Below are 17,929 nucleotides of genomic sequence, written 5' to 3'. Positions count from 1 at the left end.
TCATGACCGAACTGCGCAACGTCGAAGCCGACCTGCATCGCTTCCGTGCGCGCGTGCTGGTCGTCTCGGTGCTGGTTTTCGCCTGTTTCCTGATTCTCTTTTTCCGCCTGCTCTATCTGCAGGTGGTGCGCCACGCCGAGTTGCAGGAACAGGCCGAGATCAACCGCACCACGGTCGTTCCCCTGGTGCCCACGCGCGGCCTGATCCTGGACCGCAATGGCATCCCGCTGGCGACCAACTACTCGGCCTACACGCTGGAGATCACGCCCGCCCAGGTGGACAACCTGGAGGGCACCATCAACCAGCTGGCCGAACTGGTGGACATCACACCGCGCGACCGCCGGCGTTTCCGCAAGCTGATGGAGGAAACCAAGGGGGTCGAGTCCCTGCCCATCCGAACCCGCCTGTCCGACGAGGAGGTGGCGCGCTTCGCGGTGCAGCGTTATCGCTTCAGCGGCGTGGACATCCGCGCACGCCTGTTCCGCAACTACCCCTGGGGTGAGCTCGGCAGCCATGTGGTGGGTTACATCGGACGCATCAACCCGGCCGAGAAAAAGGAACAGGAGGAGTGGGACGACGAGGACCAGGCCAACTACCGCGGCACCGACTACATCGGCAAACTCGGTGTGGAGCAGAGCTTCGAGAAACACCTGCACGGCGTCACCGGCTTCGAGCGTGTCGAGACGTCGGCCGGCGGCCGCGCCGTGCGCAAGCTCGCCAGCAGCACGGCCAAGCCGGGCAACAACGTGGTGCTGTCCATCGACATCAAGCTGCAGAACCTGGTCGAGGAGATGTTCGGCCAGCGGCGCGGGGCGCTGGTGGCGCTCGATCCCAGCAACGGCGAGGTCCTGGCCTTTGTCAGCAAGCCCACCTTCGACCCGAACATGTTCGTCGAAGGCATCGACTCCGAGTCCTGGCAGGCCCTCAACGAATCGATCGAGAAGCCCCTGTTGAACCGGGCCCTGCGCGGCACCTACCCGCCGGGCTCGACCTACAAGCCTTTCATGGCCATGGCGGCGCTGGAGACCGGAAAGCGCTCGCCCACGGCCATCATCTACGACGGCGGTTCCTGGACCTTCGGTGACCACACCTTTCGCAGCCACGGGGACGGCGGGCTGGGGCCGGTGGACATGCACCGCAGCATCGTCAAGTCCAGCAACGTCTATTACTACTCCCTGGCCAACGATCTGGGCGTGGACGTCATCCACGACTTCATGAAACCCCTGGGTTTCGGTCAGATCACCGGCATCGACATCCAGGGCGAGGTGCGCGGTGTCCTGCCCAGCCAGGAGTGGAAACGCAAGACCTACAAGCGGCCCGAGCAGAAGAAGTGGTACGCCGGTGAGACCATTTCATTGGGCATCGGCCAGGGATACAACACCTTCACCATGCTGCAGCTGGCCTCGGCCACGGCCACCCTGGCCAACAACGGCGTCAAGAACATCCCGCATCTCGTGATCGGCACGCAGGATGCCGGCAGCCAGACGATCCAGGATGTGGCCAAGAGGCCGTCAGAGGACCTGCACTATGGCCAGCAGAACCTGGCCATAGTGCGCCGGGCGCTGGCGGCGGTGACGCAGGACGGCACCTCGGCACGCTCCTTTGCCGGCGCCAAGTACCTCAGCGCGGGCAAGACCGGCACCGCCCAGGCCGTGACCATCGGGCAAAAAGAAAAGTATGACGCGCGCAAGATGGAAGAGCACCAGCGTGACCATGCCTTGTACATGGCCTTCGCGCCGGTGGATGACCCCAAGATTGCGCTGGCGGTGATCGTCGAGAACGCCGGCTTCGGCGCCGAACACGCCGCCCCGATGGCGCGCCGTGTCTTCGACTACTGGCTGCTGGGCCAATACCCGAGCGAGGAAGACCTGGCCGCCGTCAAGCAGGGCCGCGCGGCCTTCCCCATCGGCAAGCCGCGCCTGGCGGCCGAGGTGGCCTGGCCGCCCAAGGGCAAGGCCGGTGTGCAGGTGAGCGTGGAGCCCTGAGGCAAGGGCCTAGCGCAGAAAGGCGTCGTAGCCGGTCTTGAGGATCAGCGCGCTGACCACCAGGATGAACACTCCGCGCACGAAACCGGCGCCGTGTTTGAGCGCCATGCGCGTGCCCAGCAGGCTGCCGACGACATTGGCCAGTGCCAGTGCCAGTGCGAAATGCCACCAGACATAGCCCTTGACGGCGAACAGGATCAGCGCGGCCAGGTTGCTGCTCAGGTTCAGCAGCTTGGCGCTGGCCGAGGCGTGCAGGAAGTCATACCCCAGCCAGCGCACCAGCAGGAAGACAAAGAAGCTGCCCGTGCCCGGGCCGAAGAAGCCGTCGTAAAAGCCGATCACCCCGCCCACGCTGCCGGCGGCCAGCAGCTCCTGGCGGCCGGTGAAACGCGGCGCATGGTGGCGCCCCAGTTCCTTCTTCATCAGCGTGTAGGCCAGCACCCCGACCAGCACGGCAGGCAGCAGCCGGCGCAGGAAATCCGGCGAGATCAGCGTGACAACCCAGGCCCCGGCCAGGGACCCGGCAAAGGACAGGCCCATGGCGGGCAGCAGGGCGCTCCAGCGTATCTCCACGCGGCGGGCGTACTGCACCGAGGCAAAGGCCGTGCCCCAAACCGAGGCGGACTTGTTGGTGCCCAGCAGGGTGGCCGCGTGGGCCGTGGGATAGGTGGCGAACAGCGCGGGCAGCAGGACCAGACCCCCGCCGCCCACGACGGCATCGACAAAACCGGCCAGCAGCGAGGCCAGCGTGACGAGAAAAAATTCCATGAGAACCCGAAACTACAAATAAAAAGGCACCGGGGTTAGCGGTGCCTTGGGAACGCCATCTGCTCTGGATGGTATCAATATTGTTGTTCGTGTGATCGAAAGTCTTCCTCGGTTCCTCTCATGCGGCGCTCGTGGCGCGCTTGCGAGTGGCCGTAATTTAATGCAGTGGGGCAGGCCCGAACCTAGGGGTTTGCCCGCACCGTGTACCCAGGTCTTTCGCATCGTGGCATAGGTTTTGCTTAATCGGCTTACAAACCACGGTTGGGAAGAAAAATGCACATCGTTGGACGGCTTGCCCCGGGCATCTTGGCGCTTTGTCTCAGTTGGAACCTCGGGGCGCAGGTGCCACCCTCCGAACCTGCCGTCGCTGCGGCTCCTGCGCCGCTCAGTGCCGCTGCGGGTCCTGTGGTGGGCGAGCCGGTCAGCCCGGCGCCCTCCGCCCCCGTGGTGAGCCCCAGCCCGCCCCCGGCGGAGCCGCCGCTCACGCGGCCGGGCCTGGTGAGCGTGGACAAGATCAATGGGGCTGATACGGCCTGGATGATGACCTCCACGGCCCTTGTGCTGCTCATGACCTTGCCGGGCATCGCCCTGTTCTACGGCGGCCTGGTGCGGCGTAAGAGTGTCATCAACACCATGGCCAGTGTGACGGCGATCGCCGCCCTGATCAGCATCCTGTGGTTCGGCCTGGGCTATTCCCTGGCCTTCATGCCGGGCAACGAGTGGCTGGGTGGCCTGGGGCGCATCGGTTTTGCGGGGCTGGACTATCTGAAGGATGCCGGCAAGGTGGCGGTCAGCCATGTGGCACCCAACGTACCTGAGTCGGTGTACGCGATGTTCCAGCTGACCTTCGCCATCATCACCCCCGCCCTGATCGTGGGCGCCTTCGTCGAGCGCATGCGCTTCTCGGCCATGCTCTGGTTCATCGCCCTGTGGTCCATCCTGGTGTATGCCCCGGTGGCGCACTGGGTGTGGGAGCCGGGGGGCTGGCTGGCCCAGATGGGTGTGCTGGATTTTGCAGGCGGCTCCGTCGTGCACATCAACGCCGGGGTGTCCGGGCTGATGTGCGCCTACTTCCTGGGTCCTCGCCACCACTACGGCAAGGAAGCCTTCGAACCTTTCAACCTGGGCCTGACCATGGCCGGTGCGGGTCTGCTGTGGGTGGGCTGGTTCGGGTTTAACGCGGGTTCAGCGGTGGCGTCCGACGGACGTGCGGGGCTGGCCCTGGCCGTCACGCACATTGCCGCAGCGGCCGGTGCGCTGGCCTGGATGGCGGGCGAGTGGCTGGTGCGCCGCCGCCCTTCCCTGCTGGGCCTTTGCTCAGGGCTGGTCGCCGGCCTGGTGGCCATCACGCCGGCCGCCGGTTTTGTCACGCCGCGCAGCGCGCTCTTTATTGGTGCCGTGGCGGGCCTGGCCTGCTACTGGGGCGCGACGGGCCTCAAGCGCATGCTCAGCGCCGATGACTCGCTCGATGTCTTCGGCGTGCACGGCATCGGCGGCATTGTCGGCTCGCTGCTGACGGGGTTGCTGGCCAGCAAGTCCATCTCCGGGGTGGAGGGCAGCGTCATGGTGCAGCTCGTGGGGGTCGTCGCGGTGATGGCCTACAGCGCCGTGGTCAGCGCCGTGCTCTTGCTGCTGATCAAGTCGACCCTCGGGCTGCGTGTGGACGAGCGCTCCGAAGTGACCGGACTGGACATTTCCCAGCACCGGGAACACATGGGGAGCTAGGCATCGTCCCCTCACCCTTCGTTCGCACCTGAGAAACTTTTGTATGAACAGGCAGGCCCACCATGCTTGAGAGCGAGAAACTGGCGATTGCCGCCCATCTGCACGTCTTGCTCCGACGCAAGACCGGACGTGTCACGGACACCGAATGGATGGCGAGCAATGTGGAATATGCCGTCGAAGTGGTGCGCTTTGCGCGCGCCAGTGCCCAGGAAGACGGCCACCCGGACCTGGCCGAGTGGGCCGACAAGCTTGAAGCCGCGCTGGCCCTGGGTGAGCGCGGCCGTCGCAAGCCCGGCCCGATCGCGCTCGTGGAAACACTGGTTCCGCCGGCCGCTGAAAGTGCCGAGGTCGAGGCGCAGCGTTATGTGCGGGGCATACGCTAGGGCCCGTTCTGGCCCGAGAAATCGGTGTGAATCTGTCCTAGGCGTTCGCGTCCAGAATCATCCAATGTGCTGCACGCTCGGCGATCATCAGCGTCGGTGAGTTGGTATTCCCGCTGGTGATGGTGGGCATCACGCCGGCATCGGCCACGCGCAGGCCACGGATGCCGCGCACACGCAGCTGCGGGTCCACGACCGCCATGGGGTCGTCGGCCCGGCCCATGCGGGTGGTGCCCACCGGATGGAAGATGGTGGTGGCAATGTCGCCTGCCAGGCGCGCCAGTTCCTCGTCGCTCTGGTACTGCGTGCCGGGTTTCCATTCCTGCGGCTGGTAGGGGGCCAGGGCGGGTTGCTCCACGATGCGGCGTGTCACGCGCAGTGAGTCGGCCGCCACCTTGCGGTCCTGCTCTGTGCTCAGATAGTTCGGTGCGATGGCCGGCGCATCCTCGAAGCGATTGCTGCGGATCTGGATGCTGCCGCGGCTCGTCGGGTTCAGGTTGCAGACGCTGGCGGTGAAGGCATTGAAGCTGTGCAAGGGCTCGCCGAAGGCGTCCAGCGAAAGCGGCTGCACGTGGTATTCAAGATTCGGCCAAGCCTGCGAGGGATCGCTTTTGGTGAAGGCGCCAAGCTGGCTGGGCGCCATGCTCATGGGCCCGCTGCGTTTGAAGGCGTATTCCAGGCCGATCATGGCTTTGCCCCACAGTGAGTTGGCCATGGTGTTGAGCGTCTTCACGCCCTGCACCTTGTAGACGGACCGGATCTGCAGGTGGTCCTGCAGATTGGCGCCGACACCTGGCAGTTCGTGCACCAGGGGCACACCTTGCCGGCGCAGCAGCGCGGCGGGGCCGATGCCTGATAGCTGCAGGATCTGCGTGGAGCCCACGCTCCCGGCGGCCAGCACCACCTCGCGTGTGGCGGTGGCCGTGACCATCTCCTGGCCGGTCCAGACCTGCACGCCGGTACAGGCCTTGTTGCCGTCCGCCGCGGTTTCGATCACCAATTGCGCAGCCTGGGCCGAAGTCCAGAGTTCGAAGTTGGGGCGGCCATAGCAGGTCGGGCGCAGGAAGGCCTGGGCCGTGTTCCAGCGCCAACCGCTCTTCTGGTTGACCTCGAAGTAACCCACACCCTCGTTGTTGCCGCGGTTGAAGTCCTCGCTGGCCGGGATGCCGGCCTGTTGCGCAGCCTGGGCAAAGGCGTCCAGCACGTCCCAGCGCAGGCGCTGTTTCTCGATGCGCCATTCGCCGCCGGTCTGGTGGTGGCGCATCAGCTTGCGGTAGAGGTCGGGGGGTTGCTTCGTCGTGTCGAGCAGCTCCGTTGGCACGCCCCGGGTGCCGTGCAGGGCATCGGCGCCCTTGTAGTAATCCTCGTGGTGCTTGAAATAGGGCAGAACCCGGTCCCAGCGCCAGCTGTCCTCACCAGTCAGCTGCGCCCACTGATCGTAGTCGCGCGACTGGCCGCGCATATAGATCATGCCGTTGATGCTGGAGCAACCGCCCAGGGTCTTGCCGCGCGGGTAACGCAGGCTGCGGCCGTTCAGCCCGGCCGCCGGCTCGGTGTTGTAGAGCCAGTCGGTGCGCGGGTTACCGATGCAGTAGAGGTAACCCACGGGGATATGGATCCAGTGGTAATCGTCCTTGCGACCGGCCTCGATCAGCAGCACGCGCTTGCTCGCGTCCATGCTGAGCCGGTTGGCCAGCAGGCAGCCGGCAGTGCCGGCGCCGATGATGATGTAGTCGAAAGTCATGTCGCTCATCGCAGAGACCTTTATGCGCTAACCAAGCCAAATCGGGGGCCACCGCGGAACCGGCTTCGCCGGGCTGCTGGTGGCGTCCCCTGGGGGGGAAGGCGGCCTTCGGGCCGACTCAGGGGGGCCTATTTACTCGTCGGCATCGCGAACTCGGCGCCCTTGCCTATGCTCTCGGGCCAGCGTTGCATGATGGACTTCTGCTTGGTATAGAAACGCACGCCCTCTTCGCCGTAGGCGTGCATGTCGCCGAAGAGCGAACGTTTCCAGCCGCCGAAGCCATGCCAGGCCATGGGCACGGGAATGGGTACGTTGATGCCCACCATGCCCACCTGGATGCGGTGCGAGAACTCGCGGGCCACATGGCCGTCACGCGTGTAGCAGGAGACACCGTTGCCGAACTCGTGGTCGTTGATGAGTTTTACGGCGGTGGCGAAGTCAGGCACACGCACGCAGGAGAGCACGGGGCCGAAGATCTCTTCCTTGTAGATGCGCATGGATGGCGTGACGTGATCAAACAGCGTGCCGCCCAGCCAGAAGCCGTTGTCGCAGCCAGCGCCGGCGGCCTTGCCCTGAAAGCCGCGCCCATCGACCAGCAGCTTGGCGCCTTCCTTCACGCCCTGCTCGATGTAGCCCGTGATGCGCTGGTGCGCGATGCCGGTCACGATGGGGCCCATCTCGGCGTCCAGCTCCATGCCATTCTTGATTTTCAGCGCCTTGGTGCGCTCGATGAGCCTGGGCATGATCTTGTCGGCCACATCGCCCACCAGCACCGCCACCGAGATCGCCATGCAGCGTTCACCGGCCGAGCCAAAGGCCGCACCGATCAGGCCATCCACGGCCTGGTCCAGGTCGGCGTCGGGCATGACCACCATGTGGTTCTTGGCACCGCCCAGGGCCTGCACGCGCTTGCCGTGGTGCGCGCCGGTTTCGTAGATGTAGTTGGCGATGGGCGTGGAGCCCACAAAACTCACGGCCTTCACGTCCGGGTGGGCCAGCAGGGCATCCACGGCCTCCTTGTCGCCCTGCACCACGTTGAACACGCCGTCGGGCAGGCCGGCTTTTTTCAGCAGCTCGGCCATCAGCAGAGAGGGGCTGGGGTCGATGGGGCTGGGCTTGAGCACGAAGGTGTTGCCGCAGGCGATGGCCACGGGGTACATCCACATGGGCACCATGACCGGGAAGTTGAAGGGCGTGATGCCGGCCACCACGCCCAGGGGCTGGCGCATGGTCCAGTTGTCCATGCCGGTGGAGACCTGCTCGGTGTAGTCGCCCTTGAGCAGCTGCGGGATGCCGGTGGCGAATTCGAGGATCTCGATGCCACGCGTTACCTCACCCTGCGCGTCAGTGAAGACCTTGCCGTGCTCGGCCGTGATCAGGCGCGCGAGTTCGTCGCGGTGCTGGTTCATGAGCTCGAGGAACTTGAAGAGGATGCGCGCGCGACGCAATGGCGAGGTATCGGCCCAGGCGGGAAAGGCTGCTTGCGCAGCGGCCACGGCCTGGCTGACCTCGGCCGCATTGGCCAGTGCTGCGCGCCTGCTGACGGTGCCCGTGGCGGGGTTGTAGACGTCCTGTGCGCGGCCCGAATTGCCCGCCGTAATGTGGCCGGCAATGGCATGGCCAATATTTGTAATGCTCATGATGTTGTCTCCTGGGAATGCGCAAGTGTCGGGGAAGTCCGGGCGCTTTTCCAATGATTTGCCCTCAAGGGTGATATAAATATTCCAAATATGAACGCCCCACCCGAACTCCAGGCCCTGCGCGCCTTCGTAGCGGTGGCGCGGGAGGGCAATGTATCGCGCGCAGCCACCCGCCTGCACCTGAGCCAGCCCGCCGTGAGCCTACAGCTCAAGGCTCTCGCCGAACTTACAGGCTTGCAGCTCTTCACGCGCACGCCCCACGGCCTGGCCCTCACGCCCGATGGCGCGGCGCTGCTGCCGCAAGCGGAAAAGGCCCTGGCCGCGCTGGCCGACTTCAGCCAGGCCGCGCAAAGCCTGCACAGTACGGTGCGCGGACGCCTGCGCATAGGCACCATCCTCGATCCCGAGTTCACGCGCCTGGGCGCTTTTCTCAAGGAACTGGTGGAGACCGCGCCGCAGATCGAGACCGAGCTGCGCCAGGGCATGAGTGGCGAGGTGCTGGCGCAGGTGGCGCGCGGGGAGCTCGATGTGGGTTTCTACCTCGGATTGCCGGGGGAGACGGAGGCGGCGGGCCCCTACGAGACCCGCGTGCTCTCGCGCTTCAGCTACCGCGTGCTGGCGCCGGCCGGCTGGGGCGAGCAGGTGTTGGGCCGCGACTGGAAGGCCCTGGCCGCTCTGCCCTGGATCGCCACACCGCCGGCTTCGGCCCACCACCGCCTGCTGGCGGGCGTGTTCGGCCCGCTGGGGGTGACACCGCGCCAGGTGGCCCTGGTGGACCAGGAGGCCTCCATGCTGGACCTGGTGCGCTCTGGCGTGGGATTGTCCCTGGTGCGTGAATCGATCGCGATCACCGAGAGCCAGGCGCGGGGCCTCGTAGTGGCCGACCGCGTGAGCCTGGACTGCCAGCTGTGCTTCGTCTGCCTGCGTGCGCGCCGCAGCGAGCCGGTGCTGGTCAGCGCCTGGGCGGCGCTCGGGCAGGTCTGGCGCTGAGCCCTATTTGCCCAGATACCCCATCCACTGCCAGTAGGTCGCCCCCAGCAGCAGCACCAACGCAAAGCCGATCACCGTGAGCACGAGTCCCGTGCGCACGAAGTCCTTCACCGTGAAGGTGTCGGTGCCGTAGGCCACCATGTTCTGTGGCGCGTTGACGGGCAGGATGAAACCAAAGCTCACGACGAACTGCAGCAGCATGGTCATGCCCACCAGGTTCATGGGCGCCGCATCCGGGCCGCCGGCGATCTGCTGCAGCACGCTGATCATGATGGGGATCATGGCCGAGGCCAGGGCGGTGGCGCTGGCAAAACCCAGGTGCACCACGATCAGGAAGAGCGAGAGCAGGGCCAGGATCGTGAAGGCGGAGGCGCCCACCAGGCCCAGGTTGGCTACGATGATGTTGGCCAGCCAGGCCGCGGCCTTGGTCTGCAAGAGGGCGGTGCCCAGGCTGATGCCGGTGCCGAAGAGCACGATGGTGCCCCAGGGGATGCGTGATTGCGCCTGCTTCCAGCCCATGACGCCGATGCCGGGGGTGAACATCAGCGCGATCGCGGCGATGGTGGTGGACGAGGTGTCGAAGGGGTGCAGCACTTTCTCGGTGGCCCAGAAACCCAGCAGGGCCAGGGTGATGAACAGCAGCTTCTTCTCGGCCCAGCTCATGGGGCCCAGGGCATGCAGAGCCAGGCGTATGGTTTCCTTGCCGCCGGCGATTTCCTTCGTCTCGGGCGGCATCATCTTGATCATCACGAAATACAGCGCGATGGACATTCCGATGGACCAGGGCGCCGCGGCGATCAGCCAGTCGCTCCAGGTGATGGTCTGTCCGTAGGCTTTTTCGATGAAACCGATGGCCACCATGTTCTGCGCAGCGGCGGTCTTGACGCCCACGTTCCAGATCGAGGCGGCCTGCGCGGTGGCGATCATCAGCAGGCCGGCAAAACGCGAGCGCTGGTCCACGCCGAAGGCATGGATGATGCCCAGGATAATGGGAACCAGGCAGGCGACGCGCGCGGTGGTCGAAGGCACCAGGAAGGACAGCACGATGCCTACCAGGATGGCGCCAATCAGCACATGATGGGTCTGCGCACCGACCTTGGACAGGATGAAGAGTGCGATGCGCTTGTCCAGCCCGGTGATGGTCATGGCCGCCGAAAGGAAGCAGGCCGCCGCCACCAGCGCCAGCGCGGTGTTGGCAAAGCCGCCGAGCGCGAGTGTGAGCGCCGCGCTGGTGCCCAGATCGGCATCGGGCTTGGCCGCATTGGGTGCCAGGCCGAGCATGAAGGCCATGAGCGTCGTGATGAGTACGGCGCTGATCGCGTAGTCCACTGCTTCCGTCACCCAGAGGATGACGGAGAACAGCAGCAGGCCCAGCATGATCTGCCCGGCCACCGGCAGGCCGGTAGGCTGGGGCAGCAGCATGACGCCGACGAGGCCAGCCAGCGCGGCCAGCAAGCCTGCGACGTGGACGGATTCCTTGGAGCTTTCCTGGGTGACCATGGTGTCTCCTCCTTGAGTTGGGGTGACGCCATGCTAGGCCCTGGACCGCGGCGTGGTTTGATATGGATCAAGCCCGGGCGCCGCGGCCAGGCCGGTCAGAGCAGGCCGGCCTTGTCCAGTCCATAGGCCTTGTCCATGGACCCCGGCACCGCAGCGAAACCGATGGAAAGGCGGTTCCAGCCGTTGATGCCCACGATGGCAAAGCTCAGGTCGGCCATTTCCTGCTCGCTGAACTCGGCGCGCGCAGCCTGATAGTCGGCGTCGCTCACGCCGTGGGCGGGCAGGCGCGTGAGCAGTTCGGTCCAGGCCAGAGCGGCGCGCTCACGCGGCGAGAACAGGGGCGATTCGTGCCAGATGGCCACATGGTGCAGGCGCAACTCGCGTTCGCCGTCGATGCGGGCTTCCTTGACGTGCATGTCGACACAGAAGGCGCAGCCGTTGAGTTGCGAGGCGCGCAGGGTGACGAGGTGTTGCAGGCCGGCTTCAAGGCTGCTCTTCTTCAGCGCCAGGCTGAAGTCCAGGTATTTGCGGAACAGCTCGGACGACAGGCGGGCGTAATCAAGGCGTTGGGTCATGGTGGGGTACTCCGGTGATGAGGGTTGTGAAGACGATGCTTCCACTCCTCAAGACGGAGTACCCCCTGCTTTTGTGACAGCCCAGGCCTGGGCCAGGCGCTGCAGCTTGTCCGGGTTGCGCTGCACATGGATGCGTGTGATGCGCCGACCGTCGCTTTCAAAGCTCTGCGCCGATTCCAGCTGGCCGTCGACGAAGCGCAGCAGTCCCCACTGGCCATTGAGGTGGGCCAGTTCCAGGCGCAGGGACAGCTCGCCCTTGTCACCGCGCATCCAGAGGGCCAGGTAGAGCTGGGCAATGCGCGCGCCGCCGGCCAGCACCTTGCCAAAGCTCGGTACCTTGCCGCCGCCGTCGCCGATCAGCTCGGCGTCTTCGGCCAACAGGGCCTGCAGGGCAGAGAAGTCACCACGCCGCGCGGCATCGGCGAAACCGCTGAGCAATTTGTAGTGGGTGTCGGGCGAAACTGGCTGGCGCACCCGGCCTTCTTTCAACTGGGCCTTGGCGCGCGAAACGATCTGGCGGCAGGCGGCTTCGCTCTTGCCCAGGGCGCGCGCCACCTCGTCGTAGTCGGCATCGAAGACTTCGCGCAGCAGGAAAGCTGCCCGCGCCTCGGGCGCCAGGCGTTCCAGCAGGGCCAGGAAGGCCATGGAGATGTCGTCGGCGCGTTCCAGCACCTGCTCGGGGCTGGCGGGCCCATCTGCGGGGGTGAGCTGGGGCTCGGGCAGCCAGAAGCCGGTGTAGTGCTCGCGCTGGACCTTGGCCGCGCGCAGGCGGTCGATGGCCAGGCGGGTGGTCACTGTGACCAGCCAGGCCTCGGCGTTGTCCAGCTCCGCTTGCTCGGCCTCGTGCCAGCGCAGCCAGACGTCCTGTACCAGTTCTTCGGCCTCGGCCACAGTGCCCAGCATGCGATAGGCGATGGCCTGCAGGCGGGGGCGCAGGGTATTGAAAAAACGGGTTGTGTCGTCCATAGAACCCTAGACGAACCAGCTCCCGGTTTTGTGACAGTTCTGCCTCAGCGTCCCGGCCAGACCGGCTTGCGCTTTTCCTTGAAGGCGGCCTGCCCCTCCTTGGCGTCTTCGGTCAAGGTGAAAAGCGCGATCTGGCTTTCGGTGAAGGACATGGCCTCCTCGAAGGCCATGCTCTCGATCTTCTTCATGGTGTACAGACCGCGGCGGATGGCGGCCGGGGACTTGTCCAGCAAGCGTTCCAGCAGCCATTGGAGGCGCGCGTCCACATCGTCGTCCACGTAGTTCACCAGGCCATATTCCAGCGCCTCGGCGGAGGTCAGCGGTTCACCGGTCAGGCAGAGTTCGGCCAGCTTGCGCCGCGGGATCTGGTGCTGCAGCACGCTGAGTACCTGTGCGGGGAACACACCGACTTTCACTTCCGGCAGGCCGAAGGTGGCATGGCGGGCCGCCACCGCCAGGTCACACATGGCGAGCAGGCCCATGCCACCGGCCATGCAGGCGCCGTTGACCCGCGCGATCAGCGGCACGGTGCTGGCCTTGGCCGCGCGCAGCACACGCGCCACGTGGCCCTGGGGCTCGGAGTAGTCGGTGGTGAAGGCCTGGTCGGCCTGCAGGTCGGCGCCGGCGCAGAAGGCCTTGTTGCCCGTGCCGGTGACGACGATGGCGCGCAGCTCACGTTGCCGCTGGGCGGTGTCGATGGCGCTGGCCATCGCCCCCAACACACTGTGGCTGACCGCGTTGCGGCGCGCTTCGCGGTGGATCGTCAGCCACAGCACGGGGCCGCGTTGCTCGATCAGCAGTTCATCGGTGGCGGGGGTGGCGCTCATGGGCTCTCCTGAGGTCTGCATGTGATGCCGCTATTGTGGCGGTGAAATCCCGCTTACCATCGCAGACTAGCCCACAACAACCGCACAAAACGCTGACATGGCCGACCTCCCGCCCCGCATCAGCCGGCAGCCCCTCGCACAGGGAGCGGGGGCTGTGCTGCAGGGCCAGTGGACCGCTGCGCGGCTGGCCGAACCGCAGACCTGGAAGGCCTTGCAGGGCATTCTGCGGGACAGTGCCGCGCTGCAGGCCTGGGACTTGCGCGAGATCCAGCGCCTGGACCATACGGGTGCGCAGCTGCTTTGGAACAGCTGGGGCCGGCGCTGGCCGGGCCAGCTCGAAACCCTGCCGGCCCAGCGCACCATGCTCGAACGCGTCGCGCGTTACACGGTGGCCATGCCGCCGCGCGAACACCATGGGCCGGTCTATCTCTGGCAGCGCCTGGGTGGCCAGGTCCTGCTGGTGCTGGGCCATCTGCAGGGCATGCTGCGCCTGGTCGGCCAGCTGGCACTGGACCTGCTGCGCCTGCTGCGCGCGCCACGGCTCGGGCCCTGGCGTGACTTCTCGGGCCACCTGTATCACATCGGTGCCACGGCCCTGCCCATCACGGCCCTGGTGGGCTTCCTGATCGGCGTGGTGCTGGCCTACCTGATGGCGCAACAGCTGCAGCTTTTCGGCGCCGATCCCTATATCGTCAACCTGCTGGGCATCTCGGTGATCCGCGAACTGGGGCCGGTGCTGGGCGCCATCCTGGTGGCCGGGCGTTCGGGCTCGACCATCACGGCGCAGATCGGTGTGATGCGGGTGACCGAGGAGATCGACGCCATGCGCGTGCTGGGCATCGCGCGCGGCTGGCGACTGGTGCTGCCTAGGGTGCTGGCCTTGGCCGTGGCCATGCCCCTGGTCTCGGTCTGGACCACGCTGGCCGCCCTGTTGGGCGGCATGATCGCGGCCGATCTCACCATGGGCGTGTCGCCGGCCTATTTCCTGCTGGCCCTGCCCGACGCGGTGCAGGCCTCCAACCTGAGCCTGGCCACGGCCAAGTCGGTGGTCTTCGGTGTGTTCATCGCCCTGGTGGGCTGCCATTTCGGCCTGCGCGTCAAACCCAATACCGAAAGCCTGGGCCAGGGCACCACGGCCTCGGTGGTGGTGTCAATCACGGTGGTCATCCTGGTCGATGCGCTGTTCGCCGTGGTGTTCAGGAACATAGGCATATGAGCAGCGCACCGGTGGTCGAGATCGAAGGATTGTCCTCGGTGTTTCGCAGCGCCGGGCGCAAGTCCGTGGTGCACAACCGGCTGAATCTGCGCATCGACAACGGCGAGCTGATGTCCGTCGTCGGTGGCTCGGGCAGCGGCAAGACCGTGCTGCTACGCCAGATGCTGGGGCTGGAGCGGCCCGCGCGCGGGCGCGTCAGTGTGCTGGGCCGGCCGGCCAGCGAGCTCGGCGCTCCTGGCGCGGCCAGTCGCGTGGGCATGCTGTTCCAGCACGGCGCGTTGTTCTCTGCGTTCAGCGTGCTGGACAACATCGCCTTCCCCCTGCGGGAGCTGCGTACCCTACCGGACGAACTGGTGCGTGACGCGGCGCTAGTGAAATTGCAGATGGTGGGGCTGGACCCGTCGCACGCGCACAAGATGCCGTCCGATCTCTCGGGCGGCATGGTCAAGCGGGTGGCGCTGGCGCGTGCCCTGATCATGGATCCGCCTCTGCTGCTGCTGGACGAGCCCACCGCCGGCCTCGACCCCGACAGCGCTGACGATTTTTGCGTGCTGCTGCGCTCACTGCACCATGAACTGGGCCTGACCGTGGTGATGGTCACGCACGATCTCGATACCATCTTCGAACTGAGCACGCGGGTGGCGGTGCTGGCCGAGCAACGTGTCATCGTCAGCGGAACGCCGCAGGAGGTCATGGCCTTTCCCCACCCCTTCATCCGTGACTTCTTCCTCGGCGAGCGCGGACGACGGGCCCAGACCGTGTTGCATGATTCGCCGAAATAGGTAGAAAGCAGCTTATGGAAAACAAGGCTCATGCGCTGGCGGCTGGCGCCTTCGTGCTGGTGATCGCTGCATTGCTGGTGGCCCTGGCCGTCTGGCTCACGCGCGAGGCGGGGGCGGTGCGCAGCTACGAGGTGTCCACGCGCGATGCCGTCACCGGCCTGCAGTCGCAGGCCTCGGTGCGCTTTCGCGGGGTCAAGATCGGCAAGGTGGCCGACATCGGTTTCGACCCGCTGAACCCGGGCCAGGTGCTGGTGCGCCTGGATCTCGACGCCGGCGCCCCCATCACCCGCTCGACCTATGCCACGCTGGGTTACCAGGGGTTGACCGGCATCGCTTTTGTGCAGCTCGATGACAGTGGCGAATCACGCGATCCGCTGGCCGCTGCGGGCGGCCAGACGCCGCGCATCCCCATGCGCCCGGGGCTGGTGGATCAGTGGTCGCGTCAGGGCGAACGCATCCTGGCCCAGCTGGAGGAGACCACGCGCCGTGTCAACCAGCTGCTGGCCAGCGACAACCAGCGGGCCCTGCGCAAGAGCATCGATGCCCTTGGTGAGGCCGCCGCGGCCGTGCCACCGGCGATGCAGGAGGCGCGCGTGTCTTTCCAGGCGATGCGCGAATCGGCCAATACCGTGGGTGCCAGCGCCGACCAGGTGCGCAAGACCGCTGATGAATACGGCCGCCTGGCGCTGCGCCTGCAGCAGCCCGGCGGCACGCTGGACCAGCTGCAGCAGGGCGTGGGCGCGCTGGCAGGCACTGGCCAGGCCGTGCAGCAGAGCAGCCTGCCGCGCCTGAACCGCACGCTTGACGAGGCCGCGCGCACGGTGCGTCAGTTGGGCCGCACGGCTGCTGCCCTGGACGAGAATCCCCAGGCCCTGATCTACGGCCCGGCCCTGGCCCTGCCCGGTCCGGGCGAGCCCGGTTTTTCCGTGCCGCGAGGTACAAGATGAGGAGCATCGATGTGTCTACCGTGACGCGCTGGTCCTGGCTGCTGACCGCCACTTTGCTGAGCGCCTGCGCCCTGCCCGAGCGGGCCCCGGCGCCCTTGCGCTACGACTTCGGCCCGCCCGTTGCCACAACCTCCGTAAGTCCTTCGAATCTCCGCCCGATGCTGGCCCTGCGCGTACAGGCCAGTCCGGCGCTGGACAGCCCGGCCATGCTCTACCGTCTGGCTTATGCCGATGCGCAGCAGCTGCGCGCCTACAGCCAGGCGCGCTGGGCCATGGCGCCGGCCGAGCTTTTGCAGCAGCGTCTGCGCGAAGGCCTGGGGCGTTCGTTTGCGCTGCCGCCCTCGGGTGAGACGGCGCCCAGAGTCCTGCACATCGAGCTCGAGGAGTTCAGCCAGCTGTTCACCGCGGCGCAGGAAAGCAGCGGTCTGCTGCGCCTGCGCGCCAGTCTGCTGCAACGCATGGCTGGCGGCGAGCAGTTGCTGGCGCAGCGGGACTGGCAATTGCAACAGCCGGCGCCCAGCGCCGATGCGGCTGGCGGCGTACGGGCGCTCAACGCGGCGACCGAAACGGCGGTGACCGAATTGGTGCAATGGCTGCAGATGCAGCGTTGATGCACGACCAATAAAAACCAATGACGCCAGCTTGGTGCGTGGCCGCACACCATGCGTGTCCTGAATCAGGCATGGTCCTTGCGGCCAAGTAAGCATCCTTTTACTAGCTGAGGAGCTTACCCATGAAACTGGATCGTCGTTCGTTTGTTTCCAAGAGTGTGACTGCCGGCGCGGCCGGTGCCGCCCTGGCTGTGCCCATGGTTGCGGTTGCCCAGACCAGCCCCACGGTGCGCTGGCGTCTGGCTTCGAGTTTTCCCAAGAGCCTGGACACCATCTATGGCGGTGCCGAGGTGCTGTCCAAGCGGCTGGCGGAAATCACCGGCGGCAAGTTCCAGATCACGGTGCATGCGGCCGGCGAGATCGTTCCCGCTTTTGGCGTGGTCGACGCCGTGCAGACCGGCAGCGTGGAGCTCGGGCACACGGCCAGCTACTACTTCGTGGGCAAGAACCGAGCCTTTGGCTTCGAGACCACGGTGCCCTTCGGCATGAACCAGCGCCAGCAGAACGCCTGGATGTACTATGGCGGCGGCCTGCAGCTGGTGCGCGATTTCCTACGCGACTACAACATCGTGAGTTTTCCCGGCGGCAACACCGGCGTGCAGATGGGCGGCTGGTTCCGTCGTGAGATCAAGAGCACGGCCGACCTCAAGGGCCTGAAGATGCGCATCGCCGGCCTGGGCGGTGAGGTCATGTCCCGCCTGGGCGCCGTGCCGCAGCAGATCGCCGGTGGTGACATCTACCCCGCACTGGAAAAAGGCACCATCGACGCGGCCGAGTGGGTGGGTCCCTACGACGACGAGAAGCTCGGCTTCTACAAGGTGGCCCCGCACTACTACTACCCCGGCTGGTGGGAGAGCAACTCGATGTACTCCTTCTACATCAACAGCAAGGCCTGGGACAGCCTGCCCAAGGACTTCCAGGCCGCTTTCGAAGCTGCTGCGGCCGAGGCCAATCTGGACATGATGGCCAAGTACGACTTCAAGAACCCTGATGCGCTCAAGCGACTGGTCGGCGCCGGCGTGAAGCTGCATGCCTACCCGGTCGAGTTGATGCGCAAGGCCCAGGATGCTGCCTTCGACCTGTACGAGGAAGAGGCCGCCAAGAACCCGGCCTTCAAGAAGATCTACGAGCCCTGGAAGAAGTTCCGTGCCGAGATCATGCTCTGGCACCGGTTTGCCGAGCACACCTACTCCAGCTTCGCCTACAGCAACCCGCCCAAAAGCGCCGCCAAGAAGGCCTGAGCCCGGCCCGGCGCATCCCGGGCCTGCGACGC

At 66.2% G+C, this 17,929-nt stretch carries 16 protein-coding genes; 9 read left to right on the top strand and 7 right to left on the bottom strand.

The window, feature by feature from the left end; translation table 11 throughout:
* Positions 1-2: 2 nt before the first annotated feature.
* Positions 3-1,985 (top strand): penicillin-binding protein 2, encoded by a 1,983-nt coding sequence (gene mrdA / locus AC07NT_RS13710; RefSeq protein ID WP_498599606.1) that lies wholly within the window; start codon positions 3-5, stop codon positions 1,983-1,985.
* Between the two features lie 9 nt (positions 1,986-1,994).
* Here the strand turns inward: mrdA and AC07NT_RS13705 are convergent, their stop codons facing one another.
* The gene (locus AC07NT_RS13705) at positions 1,995-2,753 is read right to left on the bottom strand and encodes a sulfite exporter TauE/SafE family protein (protein ID WP_498599607.1); all 759 of its coding nucleotides are present in this window, start codon (positions 2,751-2,753) and stop codon (positions 1,995-1,997) included.
* A gap of 273 nt (positions 2,754-3,026) precedes the next feature.
* On the opposite strand from AC07NT_RS13705, the gene AC07NT_RS13700 reads away from it, so the two are divergent.
* A complete protein-coding gene (locus tag AC07NT_RS13700; protein ID WP_498599609.1) occupies positions 3,027-4,478 on the top strand; it encodes an ammonium transporter in 1,452 nt (483 codons plus the stop codon).
* Between the two features lie 62 nt (positions 4,479-4,540).
* Entirely contained in the window at positions 4,541-4,861 is a 321-nt protein-coding gene (locus tag AC07NT_RS13695) for a hypothetical protein (RefSeq protein ID WP_498599611.1), read from the top strand.
* A 37-nt stretch (positions 4,862-4,898) separates the two neighbouring features.
* On the opposite strand, the gene AC07NT_RS13690 is transcribed toward AC07NT_RS13695, so the two are convergent.
* Together AC07NT_RS13690 and AC07NT_RS13685 are read right to left on the bottom strand one after the other, a co-directional pair.
* A complete protein-coding gene (locus AC07NT_RS13690; protein ID WP_498599613.1) occupies positions 4,899-6,611 on the bottom strand; it encodes a GMC family oxidoreductase in 1,713 nt (570 codons plus the stop codon).
* 119 nt (positions 6,612-6,730) lie between these two features.
* A complete protein-coding gene (locus tag AC07NT_RS13685) occupies positions 6,731-8,242 on the bottom strand; it encodes a CoA-acylating methylmalonate-semialdehyde dehydrogenase (RefSeq protein ID WP_498599614.1) in 1,512 nt (503 codons plus the stop codon).
* A gap of 90 nt (positions 8,243-8,332) precedes the next feature.
* On the opposite strand from AC07NT_RS13685, the gene AC07NT_RS13680 reads away from it, so the two are divergent.
* Complete coding sequence (locus tag AC07NT_RS13680; RefSeq protein WP_498599615.1) at positions 8,333-9,232, top strand: LysR family transcriptional regulator; 900 nt, start codon at positions 8,333-8,335, stop codon at positions 9,230-9,232.
* A gap of 3 nt (positions 9,233-9,235) precedes the next feature.
* Here the strand turns inward: AC07NT_RS13680 and AC07NT_RS13675 are convergent, their stop codons facing one another.
* The 4 genes from AC07NT_RS13675 to AC07NT_RS13660 form a co-directional block, all read right to left on the bottom strand.
* Complete coding sequence (locus AC07NT_RS13675) at positions 9,236-10,732, bottom strand: DASS family sodium-coupled anion symporter (protein ID WP_498599617.1); 1,497 nt, start codon at positions 10,730-10,732, stop codon at positions 9,236-9,238.
* A gap of 95 nt (positions 10,733-10,827) precedes the next feature.
* Positions 10,828-11,307: a carboxymuconolactone decarboxylase family protein gene (locus AC07NT_RS13670; protein ID WP_498599619.1), complete on the bottom strand. Its 480-nt coding sequence runs from the start codon at positions 11,305-11,307 to the stop codon at positions 10,828-10,830.
* A 48-nt stretch (positions 11,308-11,355) separates the two neighbouring features.
* The gene (locus AC07NT_RS13665) at positions 11,356-12,273 is read right to left on the bottom strand and encodes an RNA polymerase sigma-70 factor (RefSeq protein ID WP_498599621.1); all 918 of its coding nucleotides are present in this window, start codon (positions 12,271-12,273) and stop codon (positions 11,356-11,358) included.
* Between the two features lie 44 nt (positions 12,274-12,317).
* On the bottom strand, positions 12,318-13,100 hold the full coding sequence (locus AC07NT_RS13660; RefSeq protein ID WP_498599623.1) for an enoyl-CoA hydratase/isomerase family protein: 783 nt from the start codon (positions 13,098-13,100) through the stop codon (positions 12,318-12,320).
* A 97-nt stretch (positions 13,101-13,197) separates the two neighbouring features.
* Here AC07NT_RS13660 and AC07NT_RS13655 point away from each other — a divergent pair, with 97 nt between their 5' ends.
* The 5 genes from AC07NT_RS13655 (at position 13,198) to AC07NT_RS13635 (ending at position 17,897) form a co-directional block, all read left to right on the top strand.
* Positions 13,198-14,316 carry an MlaE family ABC transporter permease gene (locus AC07NT_RS13655; protein ID WP_498599625.1) on the top strand — a complete coding sequence of 373 codons (1,119 nt, stop codon included), beginning with the start codon at positions 13,198-13,200 and terminating at the stop codon, positions 14,314-14,316.
* Positions 14,313-15,098: an ABC transporter ATP-binding protein gene (locus tag AC07NT_RS13650; RefSeq protein WP_498599627.1), complete on the top strand. Its 786-nt coding sequence runs from the start codon at positions 14,313-14,315 to the stop codon at positions 15,096-15,098. Before AC07NT_RS13655 ends, AC07NT_RS13650 begins: the two co-directional genes overlap by 4 nt.
* Positions 15,099-15,112: 14 nt before the next feature.
* Complete coding sequence (locus AC07NT_RS13645; RefSeq protein WP_498599629.1) at positions 15,113-16,045, top strand: MlaD family protein; 933 nt, start codon at positions 15,113-15,115, stop codon at positions 16,043-16,045.
* A gap of 11 nt (positions 16,046-16,056) precedes the next feature.
* Positions 16,057-16,656 (top strand): ABC-type transport auxiliary lipoprotein family protein, encoded by a 600-nt coding sequence (locus tag AC07NT_RS13640; RefSeq protein WP_498599630.1) that lies wholly within the window; start codon positions 16,057-16,059, stop codon positions 16,654-16,656.
* Between the two features lie 128 nt (positions 16,657-16,784).
* Positions 16,785-17,897 (top strand): TRAP transporter substrate-binding protein, encoded by a 1,113-nt coding sequence (locus tag AC07NT_RS13635; RefSeq protein WP_498599676.1) that lies wholly within the window; start codon positions 16,785-16,787, stop codon positions 17,895-17,897.
* The last annotated feature ends 32 nt before the right edge of the window (positions 17,898-17,929 follow it).

This window comes from Hylemonella sp. GW821-FHT10B10, from assembly GCF_059415585.1.
This window is presented reverse-complemented; position numbering and strand designations above follow the sequence as displayed.

What these genes read in the sequence shown, in the direction of transcription:
- AC07NT_RS13700 (WP_498599609.1), top strand. Translation starts at nt 3,027, where the DNA reads ATGCACATCGTTGGACGGCTTGCCCCGGGCATCTTGGCGCTTTGTCTC.
- AC07NT_RS13695 (WP_498599611.1), top strand. Translation starts at nt 4,541, where the DNA reads ATGCTTGAGAGCGAGAAACTGGCGATTGCCGCCCATCTGCACGTCTTG.
- AC07NT_RS13645 (WP_498599629.1), top strand. Translation starts at nt 15,113, where the DNA reads ATGGAAAACAAGGCTCATGCGCTGGCGGCTGGCGCCTTCGTGCTGGTG.
- AC07NT_RS13670 (WP_498599619.1), bottom strand. Translation starts at nt 11,307, where the DNA reads ATGACCCAACGCCTTGATTACGCCCGCCTGTCGTCCGAGCTGTTCCGC.
- AC07NT_RS13680 (WP_498599615.1), top strand. Translation starts at nt 8,333, where the DNA reads ATGAACGCCCCACCCGAACTCCAGGCCCTGCGCGCCTTCGTAGCGGTG.
- AC07NT_RS13665 (WP_498599621.1), bottom strand. Translation starts at nt 12,273, where the DNA reads ATGGACGACACAACCCGTTTTTTCAATACCCTGCGCCCCCGCCTGCAG.
- AC07NT_RS13705 (WP_498599607.1), bottom strand. Translation starts at nt 2,753, where the DNA reads ATGGAATTTTTTCTCGTCACGCTGGCCTCGCTGCTGGCCGGTTTTGTC.
- AC07NT_RS13660 (WP_498599623.1), bottom strand. Translation starts at nt 13,100, where the DNA reads ATGAGCGCCACCCCCGCCACCGATGAACTGCTGATCGAGCAACGCGGC.
- AC07NT_RS13690 (WP_498599613.1), bottom strand. Translation starts at nt 6,611, where the DNA reads ATGAGCGACATGACTTTCGACTACATCATCATCGGCGCCGGCACTGCC.
- AC07NT_RS13655 (WP_498599625.1), top strand. Translation starts at nt 13,198, where the DNA reads ATGGCCGACCTCCCGCCCCGCATCAGCCGGCAGCCCCTCGCACAGGGA.
- AC07NT_RS13675 (WP_498599617.1), bottom strand. Translation starts at nt 10,732, where the DNA reads ATGGTCACCCAGGAAAGCTCCAAGGAATCCGTCCACGTCGCAGGCTTG.
- AC07NT_RS13685 (WP_498599614.1), bottom strand. Translation starts at nt 8,242, where the DNA reads ATGAGCATTACAAATATTGGCCATGCCATTGCCGGCCACATTACGGCG.
- AC07NT_RS13650 (WP_498599627.1), top strand. Translation starts at nt 14,313, where the DNA reads ATGAGCAGCGCACCGGTGGTCGAGATCGAAGGATTGTCCTCGGTGTTT.
- mrdA (WP_498599606.1), top strand. Translation starts at nt 3, where the DNA reads ATGACCGAACTGCGCAACGTCGAAGCCGACCTGCATCGCTTCCGTGCG.